Below are 24,639 nucleotides of genomic sequence, written 5' to 3' on the forward strand. Positions count from 1 at the left end.
GGGTCTCCGTTCAGTGTTTCCGGGCGGGAGCGGCGGGGTCGAGGACCCGTACAGCTTCGCTCTGGGTAACGTTCTTGCGCTCGGCCAGTCGCCGTCCCTCGGCGGACTGCAGGGCACAATCCTGGTCGGAATCGGCGGTAAAGCGCACCGCCTCCTCTTCCCATACCTCGTCCAGGGCCTCCGGCGTGTAGTCGGGCGCCTCCTCCTTCGCCGTCTGGCGATGCGCGGCGACATCCTCCTCCGCGCCGATCAGTGCCAGCAGTGCCAGGGGCACCAGGGCGTGATCGGCCTCGCGCTCCTCGAGGCGTGCGGTGAGCAGCGCCAGGATATGGCGGATCTCGCCCAGCCAGCGACCGATCTCGGCCTCGGAGCGGGTGGAGAGGTACTCCAGGAACAGCGGCAGATAGTCCGGCAGTTCATGGGCGTCGAGTTCGAAACCCGCGGCGCTGTACTCGGCCATCAGGTCGACCATGGCCTGGCCACGGTCGCGGGACTCGCCGTGCACGTGCTCGAACAGCAGCAGCGAGGTGTTGCGGCCACGATCGAACAGCGCCACGTACTCCGCCTGCAGCTCCATGATGTCGGCCTCCATCATGCGCTGGCACCAGTCCATCAGGGCGGTGCGTCGCGCCGCCGACAGGCGGCGCTCGGCATTCAGGATCTCGATCATCTCGGGGGCGGCGGCCTGGAGCTCCTCGCTGGGGTAGTCCAGCAGCCGTGCCAGCACGCGCAGGCTCAGCATGCCACCGACGGGTTCCAGCTGTTGTGCTGCGTCAGCCATGACGGGCCTCCTCGGTTTTCTCATCGCGCCGCCCCTCGCTCTGCGCCTGCGGGTCGAAGGTCACCGGCTGGACCAGGGTCGCATTGTTCTTGCGTCCGCCGAACAGGCTCTCGCTGCTGTCGCCGTGGCAGCCATCGCCGAAGCTGAAGCCACAGCCGCCGCGCTCCGGGAAGGCCTCGGTGGCCATCTCGCGGTGGCTGGTGGGGATCACAAAGCGATCCTCGTAGTTGGCGATGGCCAGGTAGCGGTACATGTCCTCCACCTGCTGCTCGGTCAGGTCGACGCTCTCCAGCACCTCGGCGTTGGCCTGGCCTTCCACGTGCTTGCCGCGCATGTAGAGGCGCATGGCCATCAGCCGCTTGAGCGCCAGCACCACGGGCTCCTCCTCACCGGCGGTGAGCATGTTGGCCAGGTACTTGACCGGGATACGCAGCGACTCGATCTTGGGCATCACGCCATCGAACTCGACCTTGCCGGCCTCGGCGGCGGACTGGATCGGCGACAGCGGCGGCACGTACCAGACCATCGGCAGGGTGCGGTACTCGGGGTGCAGCGGCAGCGCCAGGCCCCAGTCCATGGCCAGCTTGTAGACCGGCGAGGCCTGGGCGGCGGCGATCACGTTGTCGGTGATGCCGTCCTTCTTGGCCTGGGCGATGACCTCGGGATCATTGGGATCCAGGAAGATCTCGCGCTGGCGGTGGTAGAGGTCGCGCACGTCCGGCGAGCTGGCCACTTCCTCGATGCGGTCGGCATCGTAGAGCAGCACGCCGAGATAGCGGATGCGGCCCACGCAGGTCTCGGAGCAGATGGTGGGCTGACCGGCCTCGATGCGCGGGTAGCAGAAGATGCACTTCTCGGACTTCCCGGTCTTCCAGTTGTAGTAGATCTTCTTGTAGGGGCAGCCGGAGATGCACATCCGCCAGCCGCGGCACTTGTCCTGGTCGATCAGGACGATGCCGTCCTCCTCGCGCTTGTAGATGGCGCCGGAGGGGCAGCTCGCCACGCAGGTCGGGTTCAGGCAGTGCTCGCACAGCCGCGGCAGGTACATCATGAAGGTGTTCTCGAACTGGCCGTAGATATCGGCCTGCACCTTCTCGAAGTTCATGTCCTTGCGACGCTTGGCGAACTCGGTGCCGAGGATCTCCTCCCAGTTCGGGCCCCACTCGATCTTGTTCATGCGCTGGCCGGAGATCAGCGAGCGCGGACGCGCGGTGGGCTGGTGCTCACCCTGCTTGGCGGTATGCAGGTGCTCGTAGTCGAAGGTGAACGGCTCGTAGTAGTCGTCGATCTCCGGCAGGTCGGGGTTGGCGAAGATGTTCGCCAGCACCCGCCACTTGCCGCCGATGCGTGGCTCGATCTTGCCGTCCTTGCGACGCATCCAGCCGCCCTTCCACTTGCCCTGGTTCTCCCACTCCTTGGGATAGCCGATGCCGGGCTTGGTCTCGACGTTGTTGAACCAGGCGTACTCGACGCCCTCGCGGCTGGTCCAGACGTTCTTGCAGGTCACCGAGCAGGTGTGGCAGCCGATGCACTTGTCTAGGTTGAGGACCATGCCTACCTGGGAACGAATCTTCATTTCACGGCCTCCTGCTCGTAGTCGTTGCCTTCGCCATCCAGCCAGTCGATCTTCTTCATCTTGCGTACGATGACGAACTCATCGCGGTTGGAGCCGACGGTGCCGTAGTAGTTGAAGCTGTAGGACAGCTGCGCGTAGCCACCGATCATGTGGGTCGGCTTGGGACACACGCGAGTCACCGAGTTGTGGATACCGCCGCGGGTACCGGTCATCTCGGAGCCCGGCATGTTCAGGATGCGCTCCTGGGCGTGATACATCATCGCCATGCCGTTCTTGACCCGCTGGCTGACCACCGCACGGGCCGCGATGGCGCCGTTGGCGTTGTAGAGTTCGATCCAGTCGTTGTCCTCGACGCCGATGGACTTGGCATCGTCCTCGGACATCCACACGATCGGGCCACCCCGCGACAGGGTCTGCATCAGCAGGTTGTCGCTGTAGGTGGAGTGGATGCCCCACTTCTGGTGCGGAGTGATCCAGTTCAGGGCGATCTCCGGGTTGCCGTTGCCCTTGGGCTCGGCCACGCTCACCGCCGCCTTGGTGTCGATGGGCGGACGGTAGACCAGCAGGCTCTCGCCGAAGGCGCGCATCCAGGGATGGTCCTGGTAGAACTGCTGGCGACCGCTGACGGTGCGCCACGGGATCAGCTCATGGACGTTGGTGTAGCCGGCGTTGTAGGAGACGTGCTCGTCCTCGAGGCCGGACCAGGTCGGACTGGAGATGATCTTGCGCGGCTGGGCGACGATGTCGCGGAAGCGGATCTTCTCCTCCTCCTTGGGATGCGCCAGGTGGGTATGGTCCCGCCCAGTGATCTTGGAGAGCGCGTCCCACGCCTTCACCGCCACCTGGCCGTTGGTCTCCGGCGCCAGGGTCAGGATCATCTCGGCGGCGTCCACGGCGCTGTCGAGACGCGGACGACCCTTGTGCGGTCCCTCGGTCTTGCGGTGGTTGAGCTTGCCGAGCAGGTCCACTTCGGACTCGGTCTTCCAGCTGATGCCCTTGCCGCCGTTGCCGATGCTCTCGAGCAGCGGGCCGATGGAGGTGAAGCGCTCGTAGGTCTCGGGGTAGTTGCGCTTGACCTCGATCAGCGCCGGCATGGTCTTGCCGGGGATCGGTTCGCACTCACCCTTTTTCCAGTCCTTGACCTCGACCTGGGCCAGTTCGGCCGGGGAGTCGTGCTGGTGCGGCAGGGTGACCAGATCGGTCTCCTCGCCCAGGTGCCCCTCGGAGGCCTCGGAGAAGGACTTGGCGATGCCCTTGAAGATCTCCCAGTCGCTGCGCGACTCCCACGCCGGGTCGGTGGCCGCGGTCAGCGGGTGGATGAAGGGGTGCATGTCGGACGTGTTGAGGTCGTCCTTCTCGTACCAGGTCGCCGTGGGCAGCACGACATCCGAGTAGAGGCAGGTGGTGGACATGCGGAAGTCCAGGGTCACCAGCAGGTCGACCTTGCCCTCCGGGGCGTCGTCATGCCACTTGACCTCTTCCGGCTTCTGGCCGCCGAAGTCACCCAGATCCTTGCCCTGGATGCCGTGGCGGGTGCCCAGCAGGTACTTAAGCATGTACTCGTGGCCCTTGCCGGAGCTGCCCAGCAGGTTGGAGCGCCAGATGAACATGTTGCGCGGGAAGTTCTGGGGGTTGTCCGGATCTTCCGCGGCGAAGGCGAGCTTGCCCTCCTTGAGCTGCTGCACGGCGTAGTCCTGGGTGGACATGCCGGCATCCTTGGCCGCACCGGCCAGGCGCAGCGGGTTGGTACCCAGCTGAGGGGCGGAGGGCAGCCAGCCCATGCGCTCGGCGCGCACGTTGAAGTCGATCAGGCTGCCGGGGTAGTCCTCGGCCTTGGCCAGCGGCGAGAGGATCTCCTTGATCTCCAGCTTCTCGTAGCGCCACTGGGAGGAGTGGTTGTAGAAGAAGGAGGTACCGTTCATGTGGCGCGGCGGACGCTGCCAGTCGAGGCCGAAGGCCAGCGGGGTCCAGCCGGTCTGCGGGCGCAGCTTCTCCTGGCCGACGTAGTGGGCCCAGCCGCCGCCGCTCTGACCGATACAGCCGCACATGACCAGCATGTTGATCAGGCCGCGGTAGTTCATGTCCATGTGGTACCAGTGGTTCATGCCGGCACCGACGATGATCATGCTGCGACCCTGGGTCTTGTCGGCGTTCTCGGCGAACTCACGGGCGATGCGGGTGGCCTGCTCGGCGGGCACACCGGTGATCTTCTCCTGCCAGGCCGGCGTGTAGGGCTTGACCTGGTCGAAAGAAGTGGCGCCGTCATCCTCACCCTCTTTACCAAACCCTCGATCGATGCCGTAGTTGGCACACATCAGGTCGAAGACGGTGACCGCCAGCGCATCAGAGCCATCGGCCTTCTTCAGGCGCTTGACGGGCAGGCTGTGGAACAGCAGCTCGTCGCTGGCCCCGCCGCTCTTGACGTGGTCGAAGTGCTCGTGGGCGATGCCGCCGAAGTAGGGGAAGGCGACCTTGGCGACCTCGTCATGCTTGTCGGCCAGGGTCAGCAGCGGCTTGATCTCGGCGCCTTCGGCATCCAGCGGCTCGAGGTTCCACTTGCCCACCTCGTCGCCGGTCTCGCCCCAGCGGAAACCGATGGAGCCACGCGGCACCACCAGCTGGTCGCGGGTCTCGTCCCAGGCCACGGTCTTCCACTCGGGGTTGTTGCCCTGGCCCAGGCTCGCCTCGAAGTCGCTGGCGCGCATCTGGCGACCCGGCGCATAGCTGCCGTCCTCGCGTGCTTCCAGCTCGACCAGGAACGGCATGTCGCTGTAGCGCCGCACGTAGTCGGTGAAGTAGCTGCTGGGATTGTCGAGGTGGAACTCCTTGAGGATCACATGCCCCATGGCCATGGCCAGGGCGGCATCGGTGCCCTGCTTGGCGGAGAGCCACTCGTCGGTGAGCTTGGAGACCTCGGCGTAGTCCGGGGTGACCGAGACGGTCTTGGTGCCCTTGTAGCGCACCTCGGTGAAGAAGTGGGCATCCGGAGTACGCGTCTGGGGCACGTTGGAACCCCAAGCGATGATGTAGCCGGAGTTGTACCAGTCGGCGGACTCGGGCACGTCGGTCTGCTCGCCCCAGGTCTGGGGGCTGGCCGGGGGCAGGTCGCAGTACCAGTCGTAGAACGACAGGCAGACACCACCGATCAGCGACAGGTAGCGGGCGCCGGAGGCGTAGCTGACCATGGACATGGCGGGGATCGGCGAGAAGCCGATGATGCGGTCCGGACCGTACTGCTTGGTGGTATAGACGTTGGAGGCGCCGATCAGCGCATTGAGCTCGTTCCAGTCGGCGCGCACGAAGCCGCCCATGCCACGGGCACGCTTGTACTGCTTGGCCTTGGCCGGGTCCTCGACGATGGAGGCCCACGCCTCGACCGGATCCTTCTTCTCGTTCAGCGCCTCACGCCACAGCTTTAGCAGCGGCTTGCGGATCAGCGGGTACTTGAGGCGGTTGGCACTGTACATGTACCAGGAGTAGCTGGCGCCGCGCGGGCAGCCACGGGGCTCGTGGTTGGGCAGGTCGGGCCGGGTGCGCGGGTAGTCGGTCTGCTGGGTCTCCCAGGTAACCAGGCCGTTCTTGACATAGATCTTCCAACTGCACGAACCGGTGCAGTTCACCCCGTGGGTGGAGCGCACGACCTTGTCGTGCTGCCAGCGCTGCCGGTAGCCGTTCTCCCAGCCGCGAGACTCGTCGCGAAGCTCGCCGTGGTCGTTGGCGAAGGGCTCGCGGGCCTTGCGGAAGAAGTTCAGCCGATCGATGAAGTGACTCATGGTCGCTCTCCAGGCTCCTGAAAAGATGCGTGGCCCCGCCGGGCCACCCGGTCAGCCTTGGTCGAGTGCGCTCCAGCGCGGACCAGGGCCGATGACATGCAGGCAATTCTGGGCGATAGCCGCCGCGATTACTGCCCGGTTACCTCCATATCCCCCCCCAACTACCTCCAAGGGGATAGATCCCCACGATGCCGGAGTGATAGCCGTCGTCACGGCCTCAGCCGCCCCGCCCCGCTGGCGTGGTCCCAGACCATCACCAGCATGCACACCACCAGCGAGGCGTAGAGGAACATGAACCCAGCGGTGCGGATGCCGACCCAGAGATTGCCCAGAGCGAACATCACCGGCAGCAGGGCGCCGAACAGTCCCCCCAGGGTCAACGCCAGCCCGCCCACCAGTGCCAGCTGGCTGCCGTGATCACGGTGGATCATGCGCATCAGGCTGCCCTGGCCCAGCCCCATGACCAGGCCCATGGCCACCAGCAGCGCCAGGAAACCCCACAGCGGCGCGGCATAGCGCAGCGTCAGCACCCGCTCTACCCCCTCGATCTGCATGGTGAAGGGGGGGTAGCAGAGCAGGAACAGACAGACCAGCACGAAGGCCGTGACCCACCAGCGCAGGGCACGAAAGTCGCGCACATCCCCCCAGGCGCCGCCCACCACCTGGCCCAGGCCCACCGCCAGCGGAAAGGGCAGCGCCAGCAGCGCGGCGTCGCGCAGTCCCAGGCCATACTGGGCGCCGAGGTAAGCCGGCAGCCACAGCGTCAGCGCCACGAAGGCGCCGTAGAAGAAGCTGTAGACCAATGCCAGTCGCCAGGGGCGCCAATGCTGTAGGGGTGCCAGCCACCCGGGGCTGGCTGCCATGCCGTCATCGTCGGACTCACTGGAGACGGCAGGCGGCTCCGGGTCGTCGGCGAACAGCCACAGCAGCGCAGCCACCGCCAGTACCGGCAGCAGATAGAGCATCGGCGCGCTGCGCCAGCCGTAGGCCTGACTGATCAATGGCAGCAGCAGGTAACTCAGGCCGGCGCCCATCATGCCGGCACCATAGAGGCCCAGCGCCAGGCCGGCGTGGCGGCGCGGACAGAGCTCCCCCACATAGACCAGCCCCGCCGCCAGGGACCCGGCGCCCAGCCCCAGGCCCGCGCCAGACAGCAGGAAGTGCACATAGTCGCTGGAGTGGGCCACCGCCCACAGGAAGGGACAGATCAGCAGCAGGCAGGCGATCATCACCCGCCGCCCCCCATGACGCCGGGCCAGGGCCGCCATGGGCAGCGCCGCCAGGGCCCCGGTCACCATGGGCGTGGCCAGCAGCAGGGCGAAGTCGAGTTCGTCCAGCCCCAGCATCTCGCGCAGCTCCACCCCCAACACCGCGAAGATGGTCCAGCTGGCGAACACCAGCGCGAAGGCCAGCGGTGACAGCATCACCACCACCAGTGGGCGGTAGCCGACAACGACAGCATCGCGGTCAGACGGGAGTGACATCATGGGGCCAGGGAACGGTGAAGTATCGTCCAAGTCTCAGTAGGACTCCCACCGGGGTCAAAGGGGCAGTGGAGGTATCCGCCCTACCCCCTTGGGTGTAGTAGACTCCCCACAGCACCACGCATTGCGCCACTCCCCCGACGGCCTGCGAGTCCTATGAAACTGCTGCAACGCTCCCTGGTGGCACGCATCATCGCCTCGCTGCTCGCCATCAGCGCCATGGCCCTGGTCAGCATCGTGGTCACCATGACGGTGGCCAACGACAGCCGCGGTGACGCCGGCGCCATCAACGTGGCCGGTTCCCTGCGCATGAACACCTACCAGATCGTCGCTGCCCTGCAGCGCTACGAGCAGCAGCCCACAGTGGCGCAGCGCTCACGGGTAGAGGAGTTGATGGAGCAGTTCGAGTCGCGCCTGGCCAGTCCCGCACTGACCCGTGCGCTGCCCGGGGCCGAGGATCACTCCCTGCACGAACAGTACCGAATGCTTCAGGGGCGCTGGGAGGAGGCGCTGGCCCCCCAGGTGACCCGCGCCATCGACGGCGGCGGGCTCGAGGTCGAGGCACTGCGCCAGACGCTGGATGGCCTGGTCGGCGATATCGACGCCATGGTCACCCTGCTCGAGCAGAACAGCGAGTCGAAGATCCAGCTGCTCAGCGCCCTGCAGATCCTGTTCCTGGCACTGACCGCGGTGGTGGTGGCCATCGCCCTCTACGATATCCGCCACAACCTGGTGGGGCCGCTGCGCCAGCTGGTGGTATTGGCCCGCGAGGCCGCCCAGCGCAACTTCGGCTACCGTACGCATCTCACCGGCAACGATGAACTTGCCCTGCTCGGGCGCACCTTCGACGGCATGGCCGAGGAGCTGGCGGAGAGCTACGCCGAGCTGGAGGAGCGCGCCTCGCGCAAGAAGGTGGAGCTCGAGCGCAGCAATCGGGCCATGCAGGTGATGCACGACGGCAGCCGTGCCCTCTACGGCGGCGGCAACGACCTGTGTGCCAGCGCCGCACCCATGCTGCGGGAGCTCGAGCAGCTGCTCGAGGTGGGCCCGATCCGGCTGTCGCTGAACGACCCCTACGACGACCGCCAGATCCCGATACTCGCCACCCACTCGCCACGCCGCCCCGAGTACTGTCGTGATCACGACTGTCACGCCTGCCTGCTCGACCCCCAGCCGCTTCGCCTGGAGCAGACCGAGCAGGGCGAGTGCCTGCTGCTGCCGGTGAGCGTGGGCGAGCTGATGCTCGGCACCCTGGAGGTGTGGCATCCCCGGCGCCAGCCGCTCTCCGACAGCGTCCGCCGCCTGCTCAACGCCCTGGCCGACCAGCTGGCCACCGCGGTCTACCTGCAGCGCCGCATCGAGGAGCAGCAGCAGGTCACGCTGATGAACGAGCGCGCCATCATCGCCCGGGAGCTGCACGACTCCCTGGCCCAGTCGCTCTCCTATCTCAAGATGCAGGTGGCCAGGCTCGAGCGCATGCAGCAGAAGGAGGCCCCGCGGGAGAGCCAGGCGGCGGTATTCGACGAGCTGCGCACCGGGCTCGACAGCGCCTATCGCCAGCTGCGCGAGCTGCTCACCACCTTCCGCCTCAAGCTGGAGGGCCCGGGGCTGGCCAGCGCCCTGCGCCAGACCACCCGGGAGTTCAGCGACCGACTGGGGTTCCCGGTGGCGCTGGATGTCGACGTGCCGCCCCACCTGCTCAACCCCAACGAGGAGATCCACGTGCTGCAGGTGGTTCGCGAGGCGCTGGCCAATGTCCTCAAGCACGCCAACGCCCACTGGGCCGCCGTCACCATCGGCTTTCAGGCGGCGCAGCTGCACGTCGCCATCGAGGATGATGGCGTGGGTCTCGCAGACGACAGCTCGCCGCCGATGCACTACGGCCTGGTGATCATGCGCGACCGCGCCGACACCCTGGGCGGGCAGATGACGCTGGGCAACCGCCCCGGCGGCGGCACCCGGGTCGAGCTGACGTTCACGCCACAGACCGCGCGACTGATCCACCAGCAGGTGGCTCCCAGCCCGGGCGGCGTCGCCCCCGCTGCCGACGAGGTGGCCGATATCCCCCATGGCAACAGGAGCCCAGGATGACCGACACGACGACCGAGCACCCCGCCACCATCCTGATCATCGATGACCATCCGCTGCTGCGTCGCGGCGTCTCCCAGCTGCTGGAGCTGGAGGATGACCTGCTGCTCGCCGGCGAGGCCGGCGATCCCCGGGAGGGCATCCGCCTGGCCCTGGAGCTCGACCCCGACATGGTGCTGCTCGACCTCAACATGCCGCAGATGGACGGCATCGAGACGCTCAAGCGTCTGCGCGACGGCGGCTTCGCCGGCCGCGTGGTGATGTTCACGGTCTCCGACCATGAGGAGGACGTGGTCAACGCCCTGCGGTCGGGGGCCGACGGCTACCTGCTCAAGGACATGGACCCCGACGAGATGGTGCGCCAGCTGCGCCAGGCCTCCCTGGGGCGCATGGTGATCAGCGAGAGCCTCACCGCGCTGCTCGCCGAGGCGCTGCGCAGCCAGCGCAGCCAGCCGGCGGCGCCGGATATCCACAGCCTGACCCAGCGCGAGCGCGAGATCCTTCGCGAGCTGGCCGCGGGGCTCTCCAACAAGATGATCGCCCGCAAGCTTGAGATCACCGAGGGCACGGTGAAGGTGCACGTCAAGCACCTGCTCAAGAAGCTCAACCTGCGCTCGCGGGTCGAGGCCGCGGTGTGGGCCGTGCAGGAAGGGATCGAGCGCTAGCCGAGACCCGGTTCTGTGTAGATGGTTCTGTGTGGATACCTCCAAATACCCTCGGGGCGCCGATGCGCCCCCACCACCCCCTTCCCGAAACTCGATAATTCTTTATAAACAATTAATTAAAGATTAGCCCCCTCTACCCCCCTGGAGGTATACCCGCCCGACGTGGCGTCGTTTGCCACGTTTCCCGATTCCGCCATGCGGCGTATCTTTCCCCCATCTTCGCGCGCCTTGATATCGATCAATCGCTTCGGGGCCGATGCGAGCACCGCTAGACCTCAAGGGGAAACGCCATGACCAGAAAGAATGCCGACATCGAACAGTGGGATGTCGAGAACGAGGAGTTCTGGGAGTCGGAGGGCAAGAAGGTTGCCAACCGCAACCTGTGGATCTCCATTCCCAGCCTGTTGCTGGGCTTCGCCGTCTGGCTGATGTGGGGCATGATCACCACCCAGATGCAGAATCTGGGCTTCCCGTTCACGGTGGATCAGCTGTTCACCCTGACCGCGATCGCCGGTCTGGCCGGTGCCACCCTGCGCATCCCCGCCTCCTTCATGATCCGCATCGCCGGCGGGCGCAACACCATCTTCCTGACCACCGCCCTGCTGATGATCCCCGCCATGGGCACCGGCATCGCGCTGATGAACCCCGGGACCCCTTTCTGGGTGTTCCAGGCCCTGGCGCTGCTCTCCGGCATCGGCGGCGGCAACTTCGCCAACTCGATGAGCAACATCTCCAACTTCTTCCCCAAGAAGCAGCAGGGCTATGCCCTGGGGATGAACGCCGGGCTGGGCAACTTCGGCGTCACCTCCATGCAGATCCTGATCCCGCTGGTGATGACCGTGGGCCTGTTCGGCGCCCTGGGCGGCGACCCCATGGAGCTGCAGAAAGCCAGCGGCACCCTGATCGGACGCATCGAGGCGGGCACCCAGACCTGGATCCAGAACGCCGGTTTCGTATGGATGCTGTTCCTGATCCCGCTGGCCTTCGCAGGCTGGTTCGGCATGAACAACCTGCGCACCATCACCCCCAACCCGGGCACACCGCTGCAGGCCTTCGGCAAGATCCTCGGGCTCTACGGGGTCGGTGTCGTGACCTCCATCGTCGGCGTGGTGGCGCTGGGCTATCTCAACATGTGGCTCGCCCTGCCGCTGACCATCGTGCTCACCGTGGTGCTGCTGCGCCTGATTCCCGGTGACATCAAGCCCGGTATCAAGAAGCAGTTCGAGATCTTCTCCAACAAGCACACCTGGTCGATGACCGTGCTCTACATCGCCACCTTCGGCTCCTTCATCGGCTTCTCCGCGGCACTGCCGCTCTCCATCTCGGTGATCTTCGGCAACATGATGGAGGTCGCCGCCGACGGCAGCATGACCCGCGTGGCCAACCCCGAGGCTCCCAGCGCCCTGACCTGGGCCTGGATGGGACCCTTCGTGGGCGCCCTGATCCGTCCGGTGGGCGGCTGGATCTCCGACAAGCTGGGCGGTTCCATCGTCACCCAGGTGATCACCGCCATCATGGTGGTGGGCTCGGTGGGCGCCGGCTACGTGATGATGCTGGCCTACAACTCTACCGACCCCAACCAGTACTTCTGGATGTTCCTGCTGCTGTTCATCGTGCTGTTCGCCGCCAGCGGCATCGGCAACGGCTCCACCTTCCGCAGCATCGGCTTCATCTTCGACCCGCAGCAGAAGGGCCCGGCACTGGGCTGGACCTCCGCCATCGCCGCCTATGGCTCCTTCATCGCCCCGCGGGTGATGGGCGAGCAGATCAAGGCCGGCACCCCGGAACTCGCCATGTACGGCTTCGCGGTCTTCTACGCGCTCTGCCTGGTGGTCAACTGGTGGTTCTACCTGCGCAAGAACGCCTACGTGAAGAATCCCTGACATATCCTGACACCATCCATTCAACCGGCAGACTCGGAGGGTCTTATGGCCTCTGAACGCTTCAAGCAAACCTCGGTGCTGATAGCCAACACCTTCGCCTTCACCATGTGCTTCATGGTGTGGACGATGTTCGGCGAGATCGGCGTACCGATCGCAGAGCAGCTCGACCTCAACGGCACCCAGTTCGGCATCCTCACCGCGGTACCCATCCTCACTGGCGCCCTGTCGCGGCTGCCGCTGGGCTCGCTGACCGACCGCTACGGCGGCCGCCCGGTGTTCTTCATTATCCTGTTGCTTATCGTGCCGGCCATCTGGCTGGTGCAGTTCGCCACCGCCTACTGGCAGCTGCTGGTACTCGGCGCCTTCGTCGGCCTCGCCGGCGGCTCCTTCTCGGTAGGCATCACCTACACCGCCAAGTGGTTCGAGAAGGATCGCCAGGGCCTGGCCATGGGGATCTTCGGCGCCGGCAACGCCGGGGCCGCGGTCACCAAGTTCATCGCCCCCACCGTGATCGTGGTGCTGGGCTGGCAAGCCGTGCCCAACATCTACGCCGGCATCATGCTGGTCACCGCGGTGCTGTTCTGGTTCTTCACCTACTCCAACCCCGCCCACCGCACCGCCAGCAGCGTCTCGCTGCGCGACCAGCTCAGGGTCCTCAACGACCCCAAGGTGTGGAAGTACTGCCAGTACTACTCGGTAGTGTTCGGCGGCTATGTCGGCGTCTCGCTGTGGCTGACCCGCTACTACATGGGCGAATACGGTTTCGGCATCCAGGTCGCGGCGCTGATCGCCACCATCTTCGTGCTGCCTTCCGGGGTGATCCGCGCCTTCGGTGGCTGGCTCTCCGACCGCTTCGGCGCCCACACCGTCACCTGGACCTGCCTGTGGGCCAGTCTGATCGCGCTGTTCATCATGTCCTATCCCGAGACCCAGTACCGCGTGGCCGGTGCCGGCGGCGAAGGGATGGTGGAGTTCGGTTTCGGCATCCCGGTATGGCTGTTCACCACCGCCCTGTTCGTGGTGGGCATCGCCTGGGGCATCGGCAAGGCCTCGGTGTTCAAGTACCTCTCCAACGAGTACCACGAGAACCTCGGCCTGGTCTCCGGCATCGTCGGCCTGGCCGGCGGTATCGGCGGCTTCCTGCTGCCGATCATGTTCGGCGCCCTGGTGGATATCACCGGCGTGGCCACCACCGTATGGATGCTCTGCTTCGGTGTGACCCTGGTCTCGATCATCTGGATGTGGTGGACCGAGCGTCGCGTGCCGATGCTGACCCGCGACGAGAAGCATCCGGGCAAGCCCGCCGAGACCCAGTCCGCCGAAGCCCAGTCTGCCGAAAACAGGCCGGCCGAGAGTTGATCCAGGCCAAGGCTTTCCGCAAGGTCTCGCGCTATAGTAGCATCCTGAATACATCTTAGGCCGGCCCGCCAGGGCCGGTCGCCTGCCAAGCGAGGACCCGTCATGTCCACCCCTCAGGCCTTCCCTGCCGCTTCCGGCGACCACTTCGACGATGCGAATCCCGGCAAGCAGTCCCGCGGGCGCGGCGCCGCCATCATCGTCTACATGCTGTTCCTGGGCAGCGTGCTGGCGGTGGTCACCGCCCCCATCGCCGTGCTGATCGCCCATTTCAAGCGTCCCGGTGCCGAGCCCTGGGTGCAGAGCCACCTGCAGTTCCAGATCCGCACCTTCTGGCTCGGCGTGCTGGGCGGCGCCGCCTTCATCGCCACCTGGCAGCTGCTGGGGCTGGCCGGCATCCCGCCCATGGCGCCCTGGGCAATGGGTTACCTCTACTTCACCGCCTGCATGATCTGGATGGTGGGGCGCTGCGCCGTGGGCATCGCCCGGCTGACCTCCAACCGCCCGATAGACAACCCGCGCAGCCTGGCCTTCGGCGGCTCCCGGGTAACCCTGACCGACGCATGAGGGAACAGGAGCTTCCCAACCCCGGGTGGGGGCCGCTCTCCGCCTTGCCCGGCAACCCGCTGATGTGGGTGCTGATCCTCAGCGAGTTGCTGGTGTTCATGGCGTTCTTCGCCCTCTATGCCGCCGAGCGTGCCGCCCAGGTGGCGCTGTTCGACGCTTCACAGCAGGACCTCGACCCGCTGATGGGTGGGCTCAACACCCTGGTGCTGCTGACCAGCGGCCTGTGCGTGGCGCTGGCCGTGGAGGCCAGTGCCGCGGAGCGTATCCGCCGTACCCGCCAGTGGCTGGCCGCCGCCATGGGGCTGGGCGTGCTGTTCGGGGTGATCAAGGTGGTCGAGTATTCGAGCAAGTTCGCCGTGGGGATCACCCCGGACACCAATACCTTCTTCGGCTTTTACTACGGCCTGACCGCCTTCCATTTCGCCCACGTGCTGTTCGGCCTGGCGCTGCTGGCCCTGGTCAGCTGGCGCACCAGCCTCGAGAACGTGGAGACCGCCGCCGCCTTCTGGCACATGGTCGACCTGATCTGGATCCTGCTCTACCCGCTGCTCTATTTGTTGCGCTGAGGGCTCCTATTGCGCTGACACGGAGGATGGCATGACCTCGCTGCCCGGCACCCGCCGCCTGTTGACCACCTGGGCGATCCTGATGGGACTGACCCTGGTGTCCATGGTTTCGGCGCTCTTCGACGCCAACGACTGGCAGGCGCTGCCGCTATGGTCGGCGGCCCTGGTGATCCTGGCCACCGGCTTCAAGGCCCAGCGCCTGCTGATGGTCTACCTCAACCTGCGCATGGCCACCCCGGCCTGGAAGGGCGCCTTCGTGGGCCTGGTGGCGCTGACCCTGGCGCTGATCGGCGCCGGCTACCTGGTGGCACGGCTGACCTGACACTCGCTTCCCACAATGCCGAAGGGCCTGCATTGGCAGGCCCTTCGTCGTCATGCGGTGCTGTTTCCTGAGGGGTGGCTAGCGCCGCTGCGGGTGATCGGGTGGCGTGCTTGCCCGGGCCCAGTTCTCCAGGGCGCGGCCCAGGCGCATCAGGGCATAGACCATGACCGGGGTCAGCAGCATCAGGCCGATGCCCCAGTCGCGGTTATTGATCAACCAAACCAGCGGCAGCACCAGCGCCACGGCGACCAGGCACCAGGCCGCCACGGCAAGGATCAGTCGGGTTTGAACGGTCATGGCGCGCTCCTCGGCGATGGTTCGACGGTCAGTAAACTCAGGTGGCGATGATCTGGCGGTAGATGCCCGGCAGGGCCAGTGACAGGTGCTCCGGGCGCTGCACGATGGCGTAGCCGCCGCGACCGAAGAGGTGGGGGATATACTGCCCCGCCTCACGGTCGATGGTCACCCCGAACACCCGCACCTCCTGGCGCCGCGCTTCCAGCACCGCCTTGCGGGTATCCTCGATGCCGTAGCGCCCCTCGTAGTAGTCATTGTCGTTGGGCTTGCCGTCGGTAAGCATCAGCAGCAGCCGGTGCCGATTGGGGCGTTCGCTCAGCTGCTTGGTCAGGTGACGAATGGCCGGCCCCATGCGGGTATAGCTGCCAGGACGCAGCGCCGAGATGCGCCGGGTCACTCGATCCCCCATGGGCTCGTCGAACTCCTTCAGGGTGTTGACCCACACCTTGTGGCGGCGCTGGGAGGTGAAGCTGTGGATCGAATAGTCGTCGCCACAGCCGGCCAGGCCATGGCCCAGCACCAGCAGCGCCTCCTTGGCCACGTCGAGCACCCGGCGGTCCTGCAGCCACGCCTCGGTGGAGAGCGAGACGTCCACCAGGATCGATACCGCCAGGTCACGGGCCTGGGTGCGGCTGGCCATGTAGAGGCGATCGCTGGCCTCGCCGGTGGCGGCCAGGTCGCAGCGCGAGCGGATGACCGCATCCATGTCGAGTTCGCTGCCATCCAGCTGGCCGCGCAGGATCTCGCGGCGCGGGCGCAGCGCCTCGAATTCACGACGCACGCGGCGGATACGCCGGCGGGTCGCCTCGTCGGGCGCCCAGTCCTCGCCTTCCTCGCTCTGCACGTCGCTGCGCACCACACAGTGATCAGGCAGGTAGGCCTGCTTGCGGTGGTTCCACTCGGGATAGAGATGCTTGCCCTTGAGGCGGTCGCCAACAGCCTCGTCAGGGGCGAGGTCGAGGTCGAGCTTGAGCCGGGAGGAGGCCTTCTTGCGGTTGGAGCTGAGCACGATCTCGTCCATCTGATCGGCCGCCTGGCGTGCCTCCTCCTCTTCCTCGTCATCCACATGGCGATTGAGATTCACCATCTCCGCCCAGGAGAGCATCTTCTCCATGTTGTTGAGCATCAACGGATCGTCACGATCGGCCTGGTCCTGCTCGCGGCGATCGGCCTGGCGCTTGCCGTGGTCATCGTCGGGCGAGGCGGCGGCGCTGGCCAGCTCCTCGTCATCGTCCACGCTCTGCTCGCGAGCGCCGTCGCGGGTACCCAGGGTGACCGCCTGTCCCCACAGCGGCACCGGCAGCGGCGGGCGATAGCCGCGTGGCGCGCGGAACTCCTCCAGCGGGAAGTCGCTCTCGCGGATGGCGCGCTGCATGGCCACGGCCCAGGCCTCCTCGGGGTCGGGAGCACCCAGCTCGGCGCATATTGCCGCCTCCAGGGCCGCCTCCATGGGCGGCAGGCGCTTGCGCTGCGGCCGGATGGCCAGCAGCTCGCCGCACAGACGGACATAGCGCTCGGCGAGCCCGGGGAAGCGGGCCAGCGCGGCACGGGCAGTACGCCGCGCCTCGCGCAGCCGCGCCAGATCGGCCTGCAGAGGATCCTGGGGATATGTCAGCGGACGTGCCTCGGCCAGGTAGGCGGTCAGCCACAGATAGAGGTCGCGGTTGAGAGCGGCCTCGGGGTAGAGCGCCAGGCGTGGCGGCAACAGCAGGTTTTCCTCGTCACGGCGGGCCTGGTCCAGGGCCTCCTCGTCGAGGCCCAGGCGCTGACGCAGACTCAGCCGGTGAGCCGAGGCGCGCCGGGCGATGGCCGCCACCTCGATACCCTGCTCCCCACCGCCGGCGCGGAAGAACACGCCAAGCATGGGGCGCAGGCTCTCCAGGCTGACCGCCGCCTCGGGGTGATCGGGATAGCTCGCCGCCCCGGAGGCCCAGCGGTGCCAGAAACGGCCGACGGTCTCCTCGACCTCAAGAAAGTCCAGCATGATCAAGCTCCCGGGTATCGAAAGGGGTTGATTACGCCCCCTTTCTCCCTCGTTTCCATATGATATCTGATTAACCGAAGGTGGCCTGGATGGCCTCCATCAGGCCCTCCTGGACGTCCGCATCGTCGGAGAGCGGCTCCACCAGGGTGGCGCGGGCGGCATCGCGGATCGGCATGCCGGCCTGGATCAGGGTGGCACAGTAGACCAGCAGACGAGTGGAGACACCCTCCTCCAGGTCCTGGCCCTTCATGGCACGCAGGCTGGCCGCCAGGTTGACCAGTGCGCTGCAGCGCTCGGGGTCCAGGCCACTCTCGCGGGCGACGATATCGCGCTCCACCCTGGGCGGCGGAAAATCGAAGGACATCGCCACGAACCGCTGGCGGGTACTGGGCTTCAGTGACTTGAGAATGTGCTGGTAGCCGGGGTTATAGGAGACCACCAGCATGAAGTCGTCCGGTGCCTCGAGCAGTTCGCCGGTACGCTCCAGCGGCAGCAGGCGGCGGTCGTCGGTGAGCGGGTGCAGCACCACGGTGACGTCCTTGCGCGCCTCGACCACCTCGTCGAGGTAACAGATGCCGCCCTCGCGCACCGCGCGGGTCAGCGGGCCGTCGACCCAGCGTGTCTCGCCACCCTGCAGCAGGTAGCGGCCGGTCAGGTCGGCGGCGGTGAGGTCATCGTGGCAGGAGACGGTGAACAGTGGCTTGCCCAGCTTGGCGGCCATATGGCTGACGAAGCGGGTCTTGCCGCAGCCGGTGGGGCCCTTGAGCAGCAGCGGCAGGCGCTGCTCGTAGGCATGCTCGAACATGGCGCACTCGTTGCCCACGCTGTCGTAGTAGGGAATCTCCTGGTCGGCGGGCTGCGCCGCCGCGGGGGAGAGGGTCATGGCGAAACTCCGTGTGGGTCAATCGAAGAGGGCCCCTGGCGGGGCCCTCGGGTGATCAGGCGCGGTCGGCGCCAGCGGTGAGCTGAGTCCCGCCTGCGGGAACCTGCTCACGGGCAGGGCCGAAGAAGGCGTAGAGCAGCAGGCCGCTACCGATGGCCACGGCGATGCCGGAGCCCAGGCGCATGCCATAGAACAGCACCAGCTGGTCCTGCACCTCCATGAAGTTCATGCCCAGCACGCGCTGCAGGTGGGTCTGGACGACGCCTGCAAAGGTCAGCGTGAAGGTCATGAAGCACATGGCGCCGGTCACGATCCAGAAGCCCCACATGTTCATCACCTGGTTGTAGGGCTGCACGCGGCGCAGCTGCGGCATGGCGAAGCTGATGATACCGAGCATCAGCATCACGTAGGCCCCGTAGAAGGCCAGGTGGCCGTGGGCCGCGGTGACCTGGGTGCCGTGGCTGTAGTAGTTGACCCAGTGCAGGGTATGCATGAAGCCCCATACGCCGGCACCGAAGAAGGCCACGGTCGGGCAACCGAGCGCCCACAGCATGGCGGCCTTGTTGGGGTGGTTACGGCTGCCCTTCCAGAACATGGTGAAGGCGAATACCACCATGGCGAAGAAGGGGATCACCTCCAGGGTGGAGAAGATGCTGCCGATGGGCTGCCAGTAGCTCGGCGCACCGATCCAGTAGTAGTGGTGACCGGTACCCAGCAGGCCGGAGAAGAGCGACAGGCCGACGATGATATAGAGCCACTTCTCGATCACCTCGCGGTCGACGCCGGTCATCTTGATCAGCAGGTAGCCGAGCAGGGAGGCCATGATCAGCTCCCACACGCCCTCGACCCAGAGGTGCACCACCCACCACCAGTAGAGCTTGTCCACGGCGAGGTTGGAGGGGTTGTAGAAGGCGAACAGCCAGAATACCGCGGCCAGCCACAGGCCCAGCATCAGCACCAGGTTGATGGCGGTACGCCGCCCCTTGAGCAGGGTCATGCTGGTGTTGAACAGGAACATCAGGAAGGAGATCGTGATCAGCACCTTGACCCAGAACGGCTGCTCGAGGAATTCGCGCCCCTCGTGGATACCGAACTGGTAGCCGACCAGCGCCGCGGCACCGGCGAAGGCGAAGATCGCCAGCTGGATATAGGCGATGGTGGGGCTATGAATCTCGCGCTCCGCCTCTTCCGGCATCAGGTAGTAGGTAGCGCCCATGAAGCCGATCAGCAGCCACACGATCAGCAGGTTGGTATGGCTGACCCGCATGATGTTGAAGGGCATCAGCTCGGCCATGAAGTTCGGCCACACATAGACAGAGGCGGCCAGCAGCCCGAAGACGATCTGCAGCGCGAAGAGCGCCATGGCCACCATGAAGAATGGCAATGCCACCTTCTGGGTTTCATATTTCATTGGTGTCGTTCTCCTTGATTCATCCGCCGGGTCTTAGAGCCGGGTCTTAGAGAAAGTGGCAGGCGGCTCAACCGGCGGGGGTCGGCGGCCAGTCCTGGTCGTCGATGCCGTCGGTCCACTCGAGGAAGTCGATCAGCGCGCTCATCTCCTCGTCGCTGAAGTCGTAGGCCGGCATCTGGCGGCGGCCCTGGGTGCCCAGCGGCTGGGCGCGGATCCACGCGGCCAGGCCGGCACGCGCCGCCTCGGGGTTCTGGTGGCCCCCGTAGCGCTCCCAGACGTTACCCAGCTCCGGCGCGAAATAGGCGCCCTCACCCATGATGCTGTGGCAGTTGATGCACATGTTCTTTTCCCAGATGTGCTTGCCTTCCACGACAGACTCGGTGAGCCCCTCCTTGTCGGTGGACGTGTTGACCATGTACCAGTGGCTGTGTGCCGTCAGGGCGGCAAACAGCAGAAAGAAGAACAGCGACCCGCCATAGAAGATATTGCGGGCCGCCGACTTGGTGAGACCGTCGGCCATGAATCTTTCCCCCTTGCTCGTCTGGTAGGCGCATCGCGGAATCCACGGGTTACGCCTGGCGATTTCTTAATATGCATTGCTGATGCATGTTAAGCCTACCAGAAGAGAGTGGCTCAAGGCTTTGACGCTGGTCAAATAGTGCAGGAAGGTAGCAAATCGCGAGCGGCCAGGACCCGAAAGAACGCCGCCCGCGTGGGGATAAAGGGCTTGTCGGCAAGCCTAGCACAGCCTGGCCACCTCAGTGGCCGAGAATCTGGCTGAGGAACAGCTGGGTACGCTCGGACTGCGGGTGGTTGAAGAACTGTTCGGGGGGTGCCTGCTCGATGATCTGCCCCTGATCCATGAAGATCACCCGATCGGCGACGGTCTTGGCGAAGCCCATCTCGTGGGTGACACAGAGCATGGTCATGCCCTCGCGGGCCAGTTCGACCATGACATCGAGCACCTCCTTGATCATCTCGGGGTCCAGCGCCGACGTGGGCTCGTCGAAGAGCATCACCTCGGGCTGCATGCACAGCGCCCGGGCGATGGCCACCCGCTGCTGCTGGCCACCGGAGAGCTGGCCAGGGTACTTGCGGGCCTGGTCGGCGATCTGCACCCGCTCGAGGATCTCCATCGACGTGCGCTCGGCCTCGGCGCGCGGCTTCTTCTGCACCCAGGTCTGGGAGATGCAGCAGTTGTCCAGCACGCTCAGGTGGGGGAAGAGGTTGAAGTGCTGGAACACCATGCCGACATTGCGGCGGATCTGCTCGATGCGTTTCACGTCCCTGGTCATGGGCATGCCATTGACCACGATGCGCCCCTCCTGATGCTCCTCGAGGTGGTTGATACAGCGGATCAGGGTCGATTTGCCCGAGCCCGAGGGGCCGCAGATGACGATGCGCTCGCCGCGGGCCACCGTCAGGTCGATATCGCGCAGCACGTGGAAGTCGCCATACCACTTGTTGAGCCCGGCAATCTCGATCATCGGTGAGTCGGCCTGGGCGGCATTTGCCTGGTTCATGTCGGGTCGAATCCTTGTTGTCAGTTGCGATGGCCGGTGTGCAGGCGGCGCTCGATGTACTGGCTGTAGCGCGACATGCTGAAGCAGAACACCCAGAACACCAGGGCGGCGAAGACATAGCCCTCGGTGGCGAAGCCCAGCCAGTCACTGTCGGTCAGCCCCGCCCGGATGATCGCCAGCAGGTCGAAGAGGCCGATGATCAGCACCAGTGAGGTATCCTTGAACAACGCGATGAAGGTGTTGACGATGCCGGGGATCACCAGCTTGAGCGCCTGGGGCAGCACGATCAGCGCCATGCGCTGCCAGTAGCCCATGCCCAGCGCCTTGGCGGCCTCCTCCTGGCCGCGGGGGATCGCCTGGAGTCCACCACGCACCACTTCGGCCATGTAGGCACTCCAGAACAGCATGATGCCCACCAGGGCACGCAGCAGCTTGTCGAACTCCACCTGGGTCGGCACGAACAGCGGCAGCATCACCGAGGCCATGAAGAGCACGGTGATCAGCGGCACGCCGCGCCAGAACTCGATGAATACCACGCAGAAGCCACGCACCAGCGGCATCTTCGAACGCCGCCCCAGGGCCAGCACCACGCCGATGGGCAGGGAGCCGACGATCCCCACGGTGGCGATGGTCAGGGTCAGCATCAGACCGCCCCAATCGCGAGTCGGTACGTGTTCGAGGCCAAAGCTGCCACCCACCAGCAGGAAGAAGGCCACCATCGGGAAGCCCACCAGGGCGAACAGTCCCACCCAGCGCTTGGCGGGCAGGCGCGGAATGGCCAGCCAGGCCACCAGCACCGCCATCAGTAGGAACACCAGGTCCACCCGCCAGCGCTCGGCCTCGGGGTAGAAGCCATAGACGATGGATTCGAAGCGGGCGCTGATGAACACCCAGCAGGCCCCCTCGCCGCTGCATGCCTCTCGTGAGCTGCCGATCCAGTCGGCCTGCAGCACCGCCCACTGCAGCGCCGGCCACAGCAGCCAGGCCAGCAGGGCGGCGGTGACCACCGTCACGGCACCGTTGAGCGGCGTATTGAAGAGGTTGGCCCTGAGCCAGCCCGCAGCCCCCCGGCGCATGTCGGGCGCGCGGCGCTCGGGAATCATCTCGGTTCGGGTCGAGGTCGGTTCCATGTCACCGCTCCTTGAGCAGGGTGCGCGCGTTGTAGAGGTTCATCAGCGCGGACACCACCAGGTTGATCAGCAGGTAGACGGCCATGGTCATGGCGACGATCTCGATGGCCTGCCCGGTCTGGTTCAGCGCCGTGCCAGAGAACACCGCCACCAGGTCCGGGTAGCCGATCGCGGTGGCCAGCGAGGAGTTCTTGATCAGGTTGAGGTGCTGGCTGGTCAGCTGCGGCACGATGACCCGCATTGCCTGGGGAATCACCACCTTGCGCAGGATGATGCCGGCGGGCAGGCTCAGTGCCTTGGCCGCCTCCACCTGCCCCTGGGGTACCGACTGGATTCCCGAACGCACGATCTCGGCGATGAAGGAGGCGGTGTAGATGGAGAGCGCCAGCCATAGCGCGATCAGCTCGGGAAGCACCGTCACGCCACCCTGGAAGTTGAAGCCCTTGAGCGTCGGGATGGACCACTCCAGCGGCATGCCGGTGAACAGGAAGGTGGCCAGTGGCAGGCCGACCAGCAGCAGGGCGCCCAGCCTGAACACCGGCAGCGGCCGGCCGGTTTCGGCCTGGCGACGCTTGGCGAAACGCACCATCCCCCCAGGTGGCGAGAACCGCGACCAGCAGCGCCCAGGGAGTGGCGGCGAAGCCGGCCAGCGGCTGGGGGTCGGGCAGTACCACGCCGCGCACGTTGAGGAAGATCACCTCGAACAGCGAGAGGCTGTCGCGCGGGCTGGGCAGGGCCTGCAGCACGGCGAAGTACCAGAACAGGATCTGCACCAGCAGCGGGATGTTGCGGAAGATCTCCACGTAGGCGGTGGCCAACCGGGCCAGCAGCCAGTTGGGCGACAGCCGGGCGATGCCCACGGCGAAGCCGATCAGGGTCGCCGCCACGATGCCCATGGCGGAGACCAGCAGGGTATTGAGCAGCCCCACCACGAAGGTGCGGGCATAGGTGCTGTCGCCGGAGTACTCGATCAGCGTCTGGGGAATGGAGAAGCCGGCCCGCTCCTGGAGGAAGCCGAAGCCGGTGGTGATGCCCCGGGCCTCGAGGTTGGCCAGGGTGTTGGACACCACCATGGCGAAGAACGCCCCCAGCGCCAGCAGCAGGATGCCCTGCACCAGCAGGGCGCGGAAGGTGGGGTCACGCCATAGCGACCCCCTCTCCCGTGAGGAAGAACGCAGCATAACGAGCCTCGCAGACGTACCCGAAACGGCACCACGCATGTCGCCATGCGTGGTGCCCGGTCATTGGACGTTCAGGATGGGTCAGCGGATCGGCGGTGCGTAGAGGATGCCGCCCTCGTTCCACAGCGCATTCACCCCGCGGCTGATCTGCATGGGAGAATCCTCGCCCACGGTGCTGGCGAACACCTCGCCATAGTTGCCCACGTGCTTGACGATGTTGTAAGCCCAGTCATTGCCGATACCCAGCTGCTCGCCATAGTTTCCGTCAACGCCCAACAGGCGCGCTACCTGGGGGTTGGGGGCATCGTCGCGCATCTCGTCGACGTTCCCGGAGGTCACGCCCAGCTCCTCTGCGTTGACCATGGCGAAGATCGACCACTGCACGATATCGAACCACTGGTCATCACCCTGGCGCACCACGGGCCCCAGCGGCTCCTTGGAGATCAGCGTCTCGAGGATCTCGACACTGTCCGGCTCCGGCAGCTGCAGGCGCAGGGCACTGAGCTGGGAAGTGTCGGAGGTGAGGATGTCGCAGCGGCCGCTGGCGAAGCCCTGGGCGGTCTGGTCGGGGGTGTCGAAGGTGACGGTCTGGATCTCGATGCCGCGGGAGGGGAAGTAGTCGGCCAGGTTGAGCTCGTGGGTGGTGCCGGACTGGATGCAGATCGAGGCGCCATCGAACTGCTCTGGCCCCTCGATGCCCAGATCCTTGGCCACCATGAAGCCCTGGCCATCGTAGAAGGTAGTGGCGGTGAAGTTCAGGCCCAGCGAGTTGTCGCGGGTCGCCGTCCAGGTGGTGTTGCGCGAGAGCACGTCGATCTCGCCGGACTGCAGCGCGGTGAAGCGCTCCTTGGCGGTCAGCGGGGTGAAGGAGACCGCTTCCGGATCGCCCAACACGGCGGCGGCGATACCGCGGCAGGTCTCCACATCGAGCCCCTGCCAGGTGCCATTCTCGTCGGGGGAGGAGAAGCCGGAAAGGCCGACGTTGACGCCGCAGCGCAGCTCGCCGCGTTCCTGGACCTCGTCCAGGGTGGCGGCAGAGGCCTGGGCGGAAAGCCCCACGCCGAGGGCCAGGGCAGGAAGGGACCACAGCATCTTGTTGTTGTAACGCATGAAAGACTCCCGGTCTGTTATGTATTGATCTGCTGATGCAGCAGCCTCGAACCTAGCAG

The 24,639-nt window shown here is 66.0% G+C and carries 19 protein-coding genes and 1 pseudogene; 7 read left to right on the top strand and 13 right to left on the bottom strand.

Annotation, left to right across the window (positions count from 1 at the left end):
* Positions 1-10: 10 nt before the first annotated feature.
* From narJ to LWH48_RS05940, 4 genes are all read right to left on the bottom strand, one after another.
* The gene (gene narJ, locus LWH48_RS05925; RefSeq protein WP_232911835.1) at positions 11-781 is read right to left on the bottom strand and encodes a nitrate reductase molybdenum cofactor assembly chaperone; all 771 of its coding nucleotides are present in this window, start codon (positions 779-781) and stop codon (positions 11-13) included.
* Positions 774-2,357, bottom strand: coding sequence for a nitrate reductase subunit beta (narH, locus tag LWH48_RS05930; protein ID WP_232911836.1), 1,584 nt, complete (start codon positions 2,355-2,357; stop codon positions 774-776). Before narH ends, narJ begins: the two co-directional genes overlap by 8 nt.
* A complete protein-coding gene (locus LWH48_RS05935) occupies positions 2,354-6,130 on the bottom strand; it encodes a nitrate reductase subunit alpha (protein WP_232911837.1) in 3,777 nt (1,258 codons plus the stop codon). Before LWH48_RS05935 ends, narH begins: the two co-directional genes overlap by 4 nt.
* A 209-nt stretch (positions 6,131-6,339) precedes the next feature.
* Complete coding sequence (locus LWH48_RS05940) at positions 6,340-7,614, bottom strand: MFS transporter (protein ID WP_232911838.1); 1,275 nt, start codon at positions 7,612-7,614, stop codon at positions 6,340-6,342.
* Between the two features lie 156 nt (positions 7,615-7,770).
* On the opposite strand from LWH48_RS05940, the gene LWH48_RS05945 reads away from it, so the two are divergent.
* From LWH48_RS05945 to LWH48_RS05975, 7 genes are all read left to right on the top strand, one after another.
* Positions 7,771-9,705, top strand: coding sequence for a type IV pili methyl-accepting chemotaxis transducer N-terminal domain-containing protein (locus LWH48_RS05945; protein WP_232911839.1), 1,935 nt, complete (start codon positions 7,771-7,773; stop codon positions 9,703-9,705).
* Entirely contained in the window at positions 9,702-10,367 is a 666-nt protein-coding gene (gene narL, locus LWH48_RS05950; protein WP_232911840.1) for a two-component system response regulator NarL, read from the top strand. The genes LWH48_RS05945 and narL overlap by 4 nt, the downstream gene beginning before the upstream one ends.
* 290 nt (positions 10,368-10,657) lie before the next feature.
* Entirely contained in the window at positions 10,658-12,250 is a 1,593-nt protein-coding gene (locus LWH48_RS05955; protein ID WP_232911841.1) for an MFS transporter, read from the top strand.
* Positions 12,251-12,295: 45 nt separating this feature from the next.
* Positions 12,296-13,609 carry an MFS transporter gene (locus LWH48_RS05960; RefSeq protein ID WP_232911842.1) on the top strand — a complete coding sequence of 438 codons (1,314 nt, stop codon included), beginning with the start codon at positions 12,296-12,298 and terminating at the stop codon, positions 13,607-13,609.
* 102 nt (positions 13,610-13,711) lie between these two features.
* Complete coding sequence (locus LWH48_RS05965) at positions 13,712-14,173, top strand: DUF4870 family protein (protein WP_232911843.1); 462 nt, start codon at positions 13,712-13,714, stop codon at positions 14,171-14,173.
* Positions 14,170-14,739: a cytochrome c oxidase subunit 3 family protein gene (locus LWH48_RS05970; RefSeq protein WP_232911844.1), complete on the top strand. Its 570-nt coding sequence runs from the start codon at positions 14,170-14,172 to the stop codon at positions 14,737-14,739. The genes LWH48_RS05965 and LWH48_RS05970 overlap by 4 nt, the downstream gene beginning before the upstream one ends.
* A 31-nt stretch (positions 14,740-14,770) precedes the next feature.
* Entirely contained in the window at positions 14,771-15,061 is a 291-nt protein-coding gene (locus tag LWH48_RS05975; RefSeq protein ID WP_161431676.1) for a hypothetical protein, read from the top strand.
* Between the two features lie 78 nt (positions 15,062-15,139).
* Here the strand turns inward: LWH48_RS05975 and LWH48_RS05980 are convergent, their stop codons facing one another.
* The 9 genes and pseudogenes from LWH48_RS05980 to LWH48_RS06020 form a co-directional block, all read right to left on the bottom strand.
* Positions 15,140-15,358 carry a hypothetical protein gene (locus tag LWH48_RS05980; protein ID WP_161431677.1) on the bottom strand — a complete coding sequence of 73 codons (219 nt, stop codon included), beginning with the start codon at positions 15,356-15,358 and terminating at the stop codon, positions 15,140-15,142.
* 37 nt (positions 15,359-15,395) lie between these two features.
* Positions 15,396-17,342 (bottom strand): nitric oxide reductase activation protein NorD, encoded by a 1,947-nt coding sequence (locus LWH48_RS05985; RefSeq protein ID WP_232911845.1) that lies wholly within the window; start codon positions 17,340-17,342, stop codon positions 15,396-15,398.
* 70 nt (positions 17,343-17,412) lie between these two features.
* Positions 17,413-18,225: a CbbQ/NirQ/NorQ/GpvN family protein gene (locus LWH48_RS05990; protein WP_161431679.1), complete on the bottom strand. Its 813-nt coding sequence runs from the start codon at positions 18,223-18,225 to the stop codon at positions 17,413-17,415.
* 55 nt (positions 18,226-18,280) lie between these two features.
* Entirely contained in the window at positions 18,281-19,636 is a 1,356-nt protein-coding gene (locus LWH48_RS05995) for a cbb3-type cytochrome c oxidase subunit I (protein ID WP_232911846.1), read from the bottom strand.
* Positions 19,637-19,703: 67 nt separating this feature from the next.
* Entirely contained in the window at positions 19,704-20,156 is a 453-nt protein-coding gene (locus LWH48_RS06000) for a c-type cytochrome (RefSeq protein WP_232911847.1), read from the bottom strand.
* A 238-nt stretch (positions 20,157-20,394) separates the two neighbouring features.
* Positions 20,395-21,123, bottom strand: a complete 729-nt coding sequence (locus tag LWH48_RS06005) for an amino acid ABC transporter ATP-binding protein (protein WP_161433050.1) — start codon at positions 21,121-21,123, stop codon at positions 20,395-20,397.
* Between the two features lie 56 nt (positions 21,124-21,179).
* The gene (locus tag LWH48_RS06010) at positions 21,180-22,289 is read right to left on the bottom strand and encodes an amino acid ABC transporter permease (RefSeq protein WP_442908299.1); all 1,110 of its coding nucleotides are present in this window, start codon (positions 22,287-22,289) and stop codon (positions 21,180-21,182) included.
* A gap of 1 nt (position 22,290) precedes the next feature.
* Positions 22,291-23,470 (bottom strand): annotated as a pseudogene (locus LWH48_RS06015) (amino acid ABC transporter permease).
* A gap of 81 nt (positions 23,471-23,551) precedes the next feature.
* The gene (locus tag LWH48_RS06020) at positions 23,552-24,580 is read right to left on the bottom strand and encodes an amino acid ABC transporter substrate-binding protein (protein WP_232911848.1); all 1,029 of its coding nucleotides are present in this window, start codon (positions 24,578-24,580) and stop codon (positions 23,552-23,554) included.
* Positions 24,581-24,639 lie beyond the last annotated feature (59 nt).

The organism is Halomonas sp. G15, from assembly GCF_021282295.1.
Taxonomy (GTDB): Bacteria; Pseudomonadota; Gammaproteobacteria; order Pseudomonadales; family Halomonadaceae; genus Halomonas; species Halomonas alimentaria.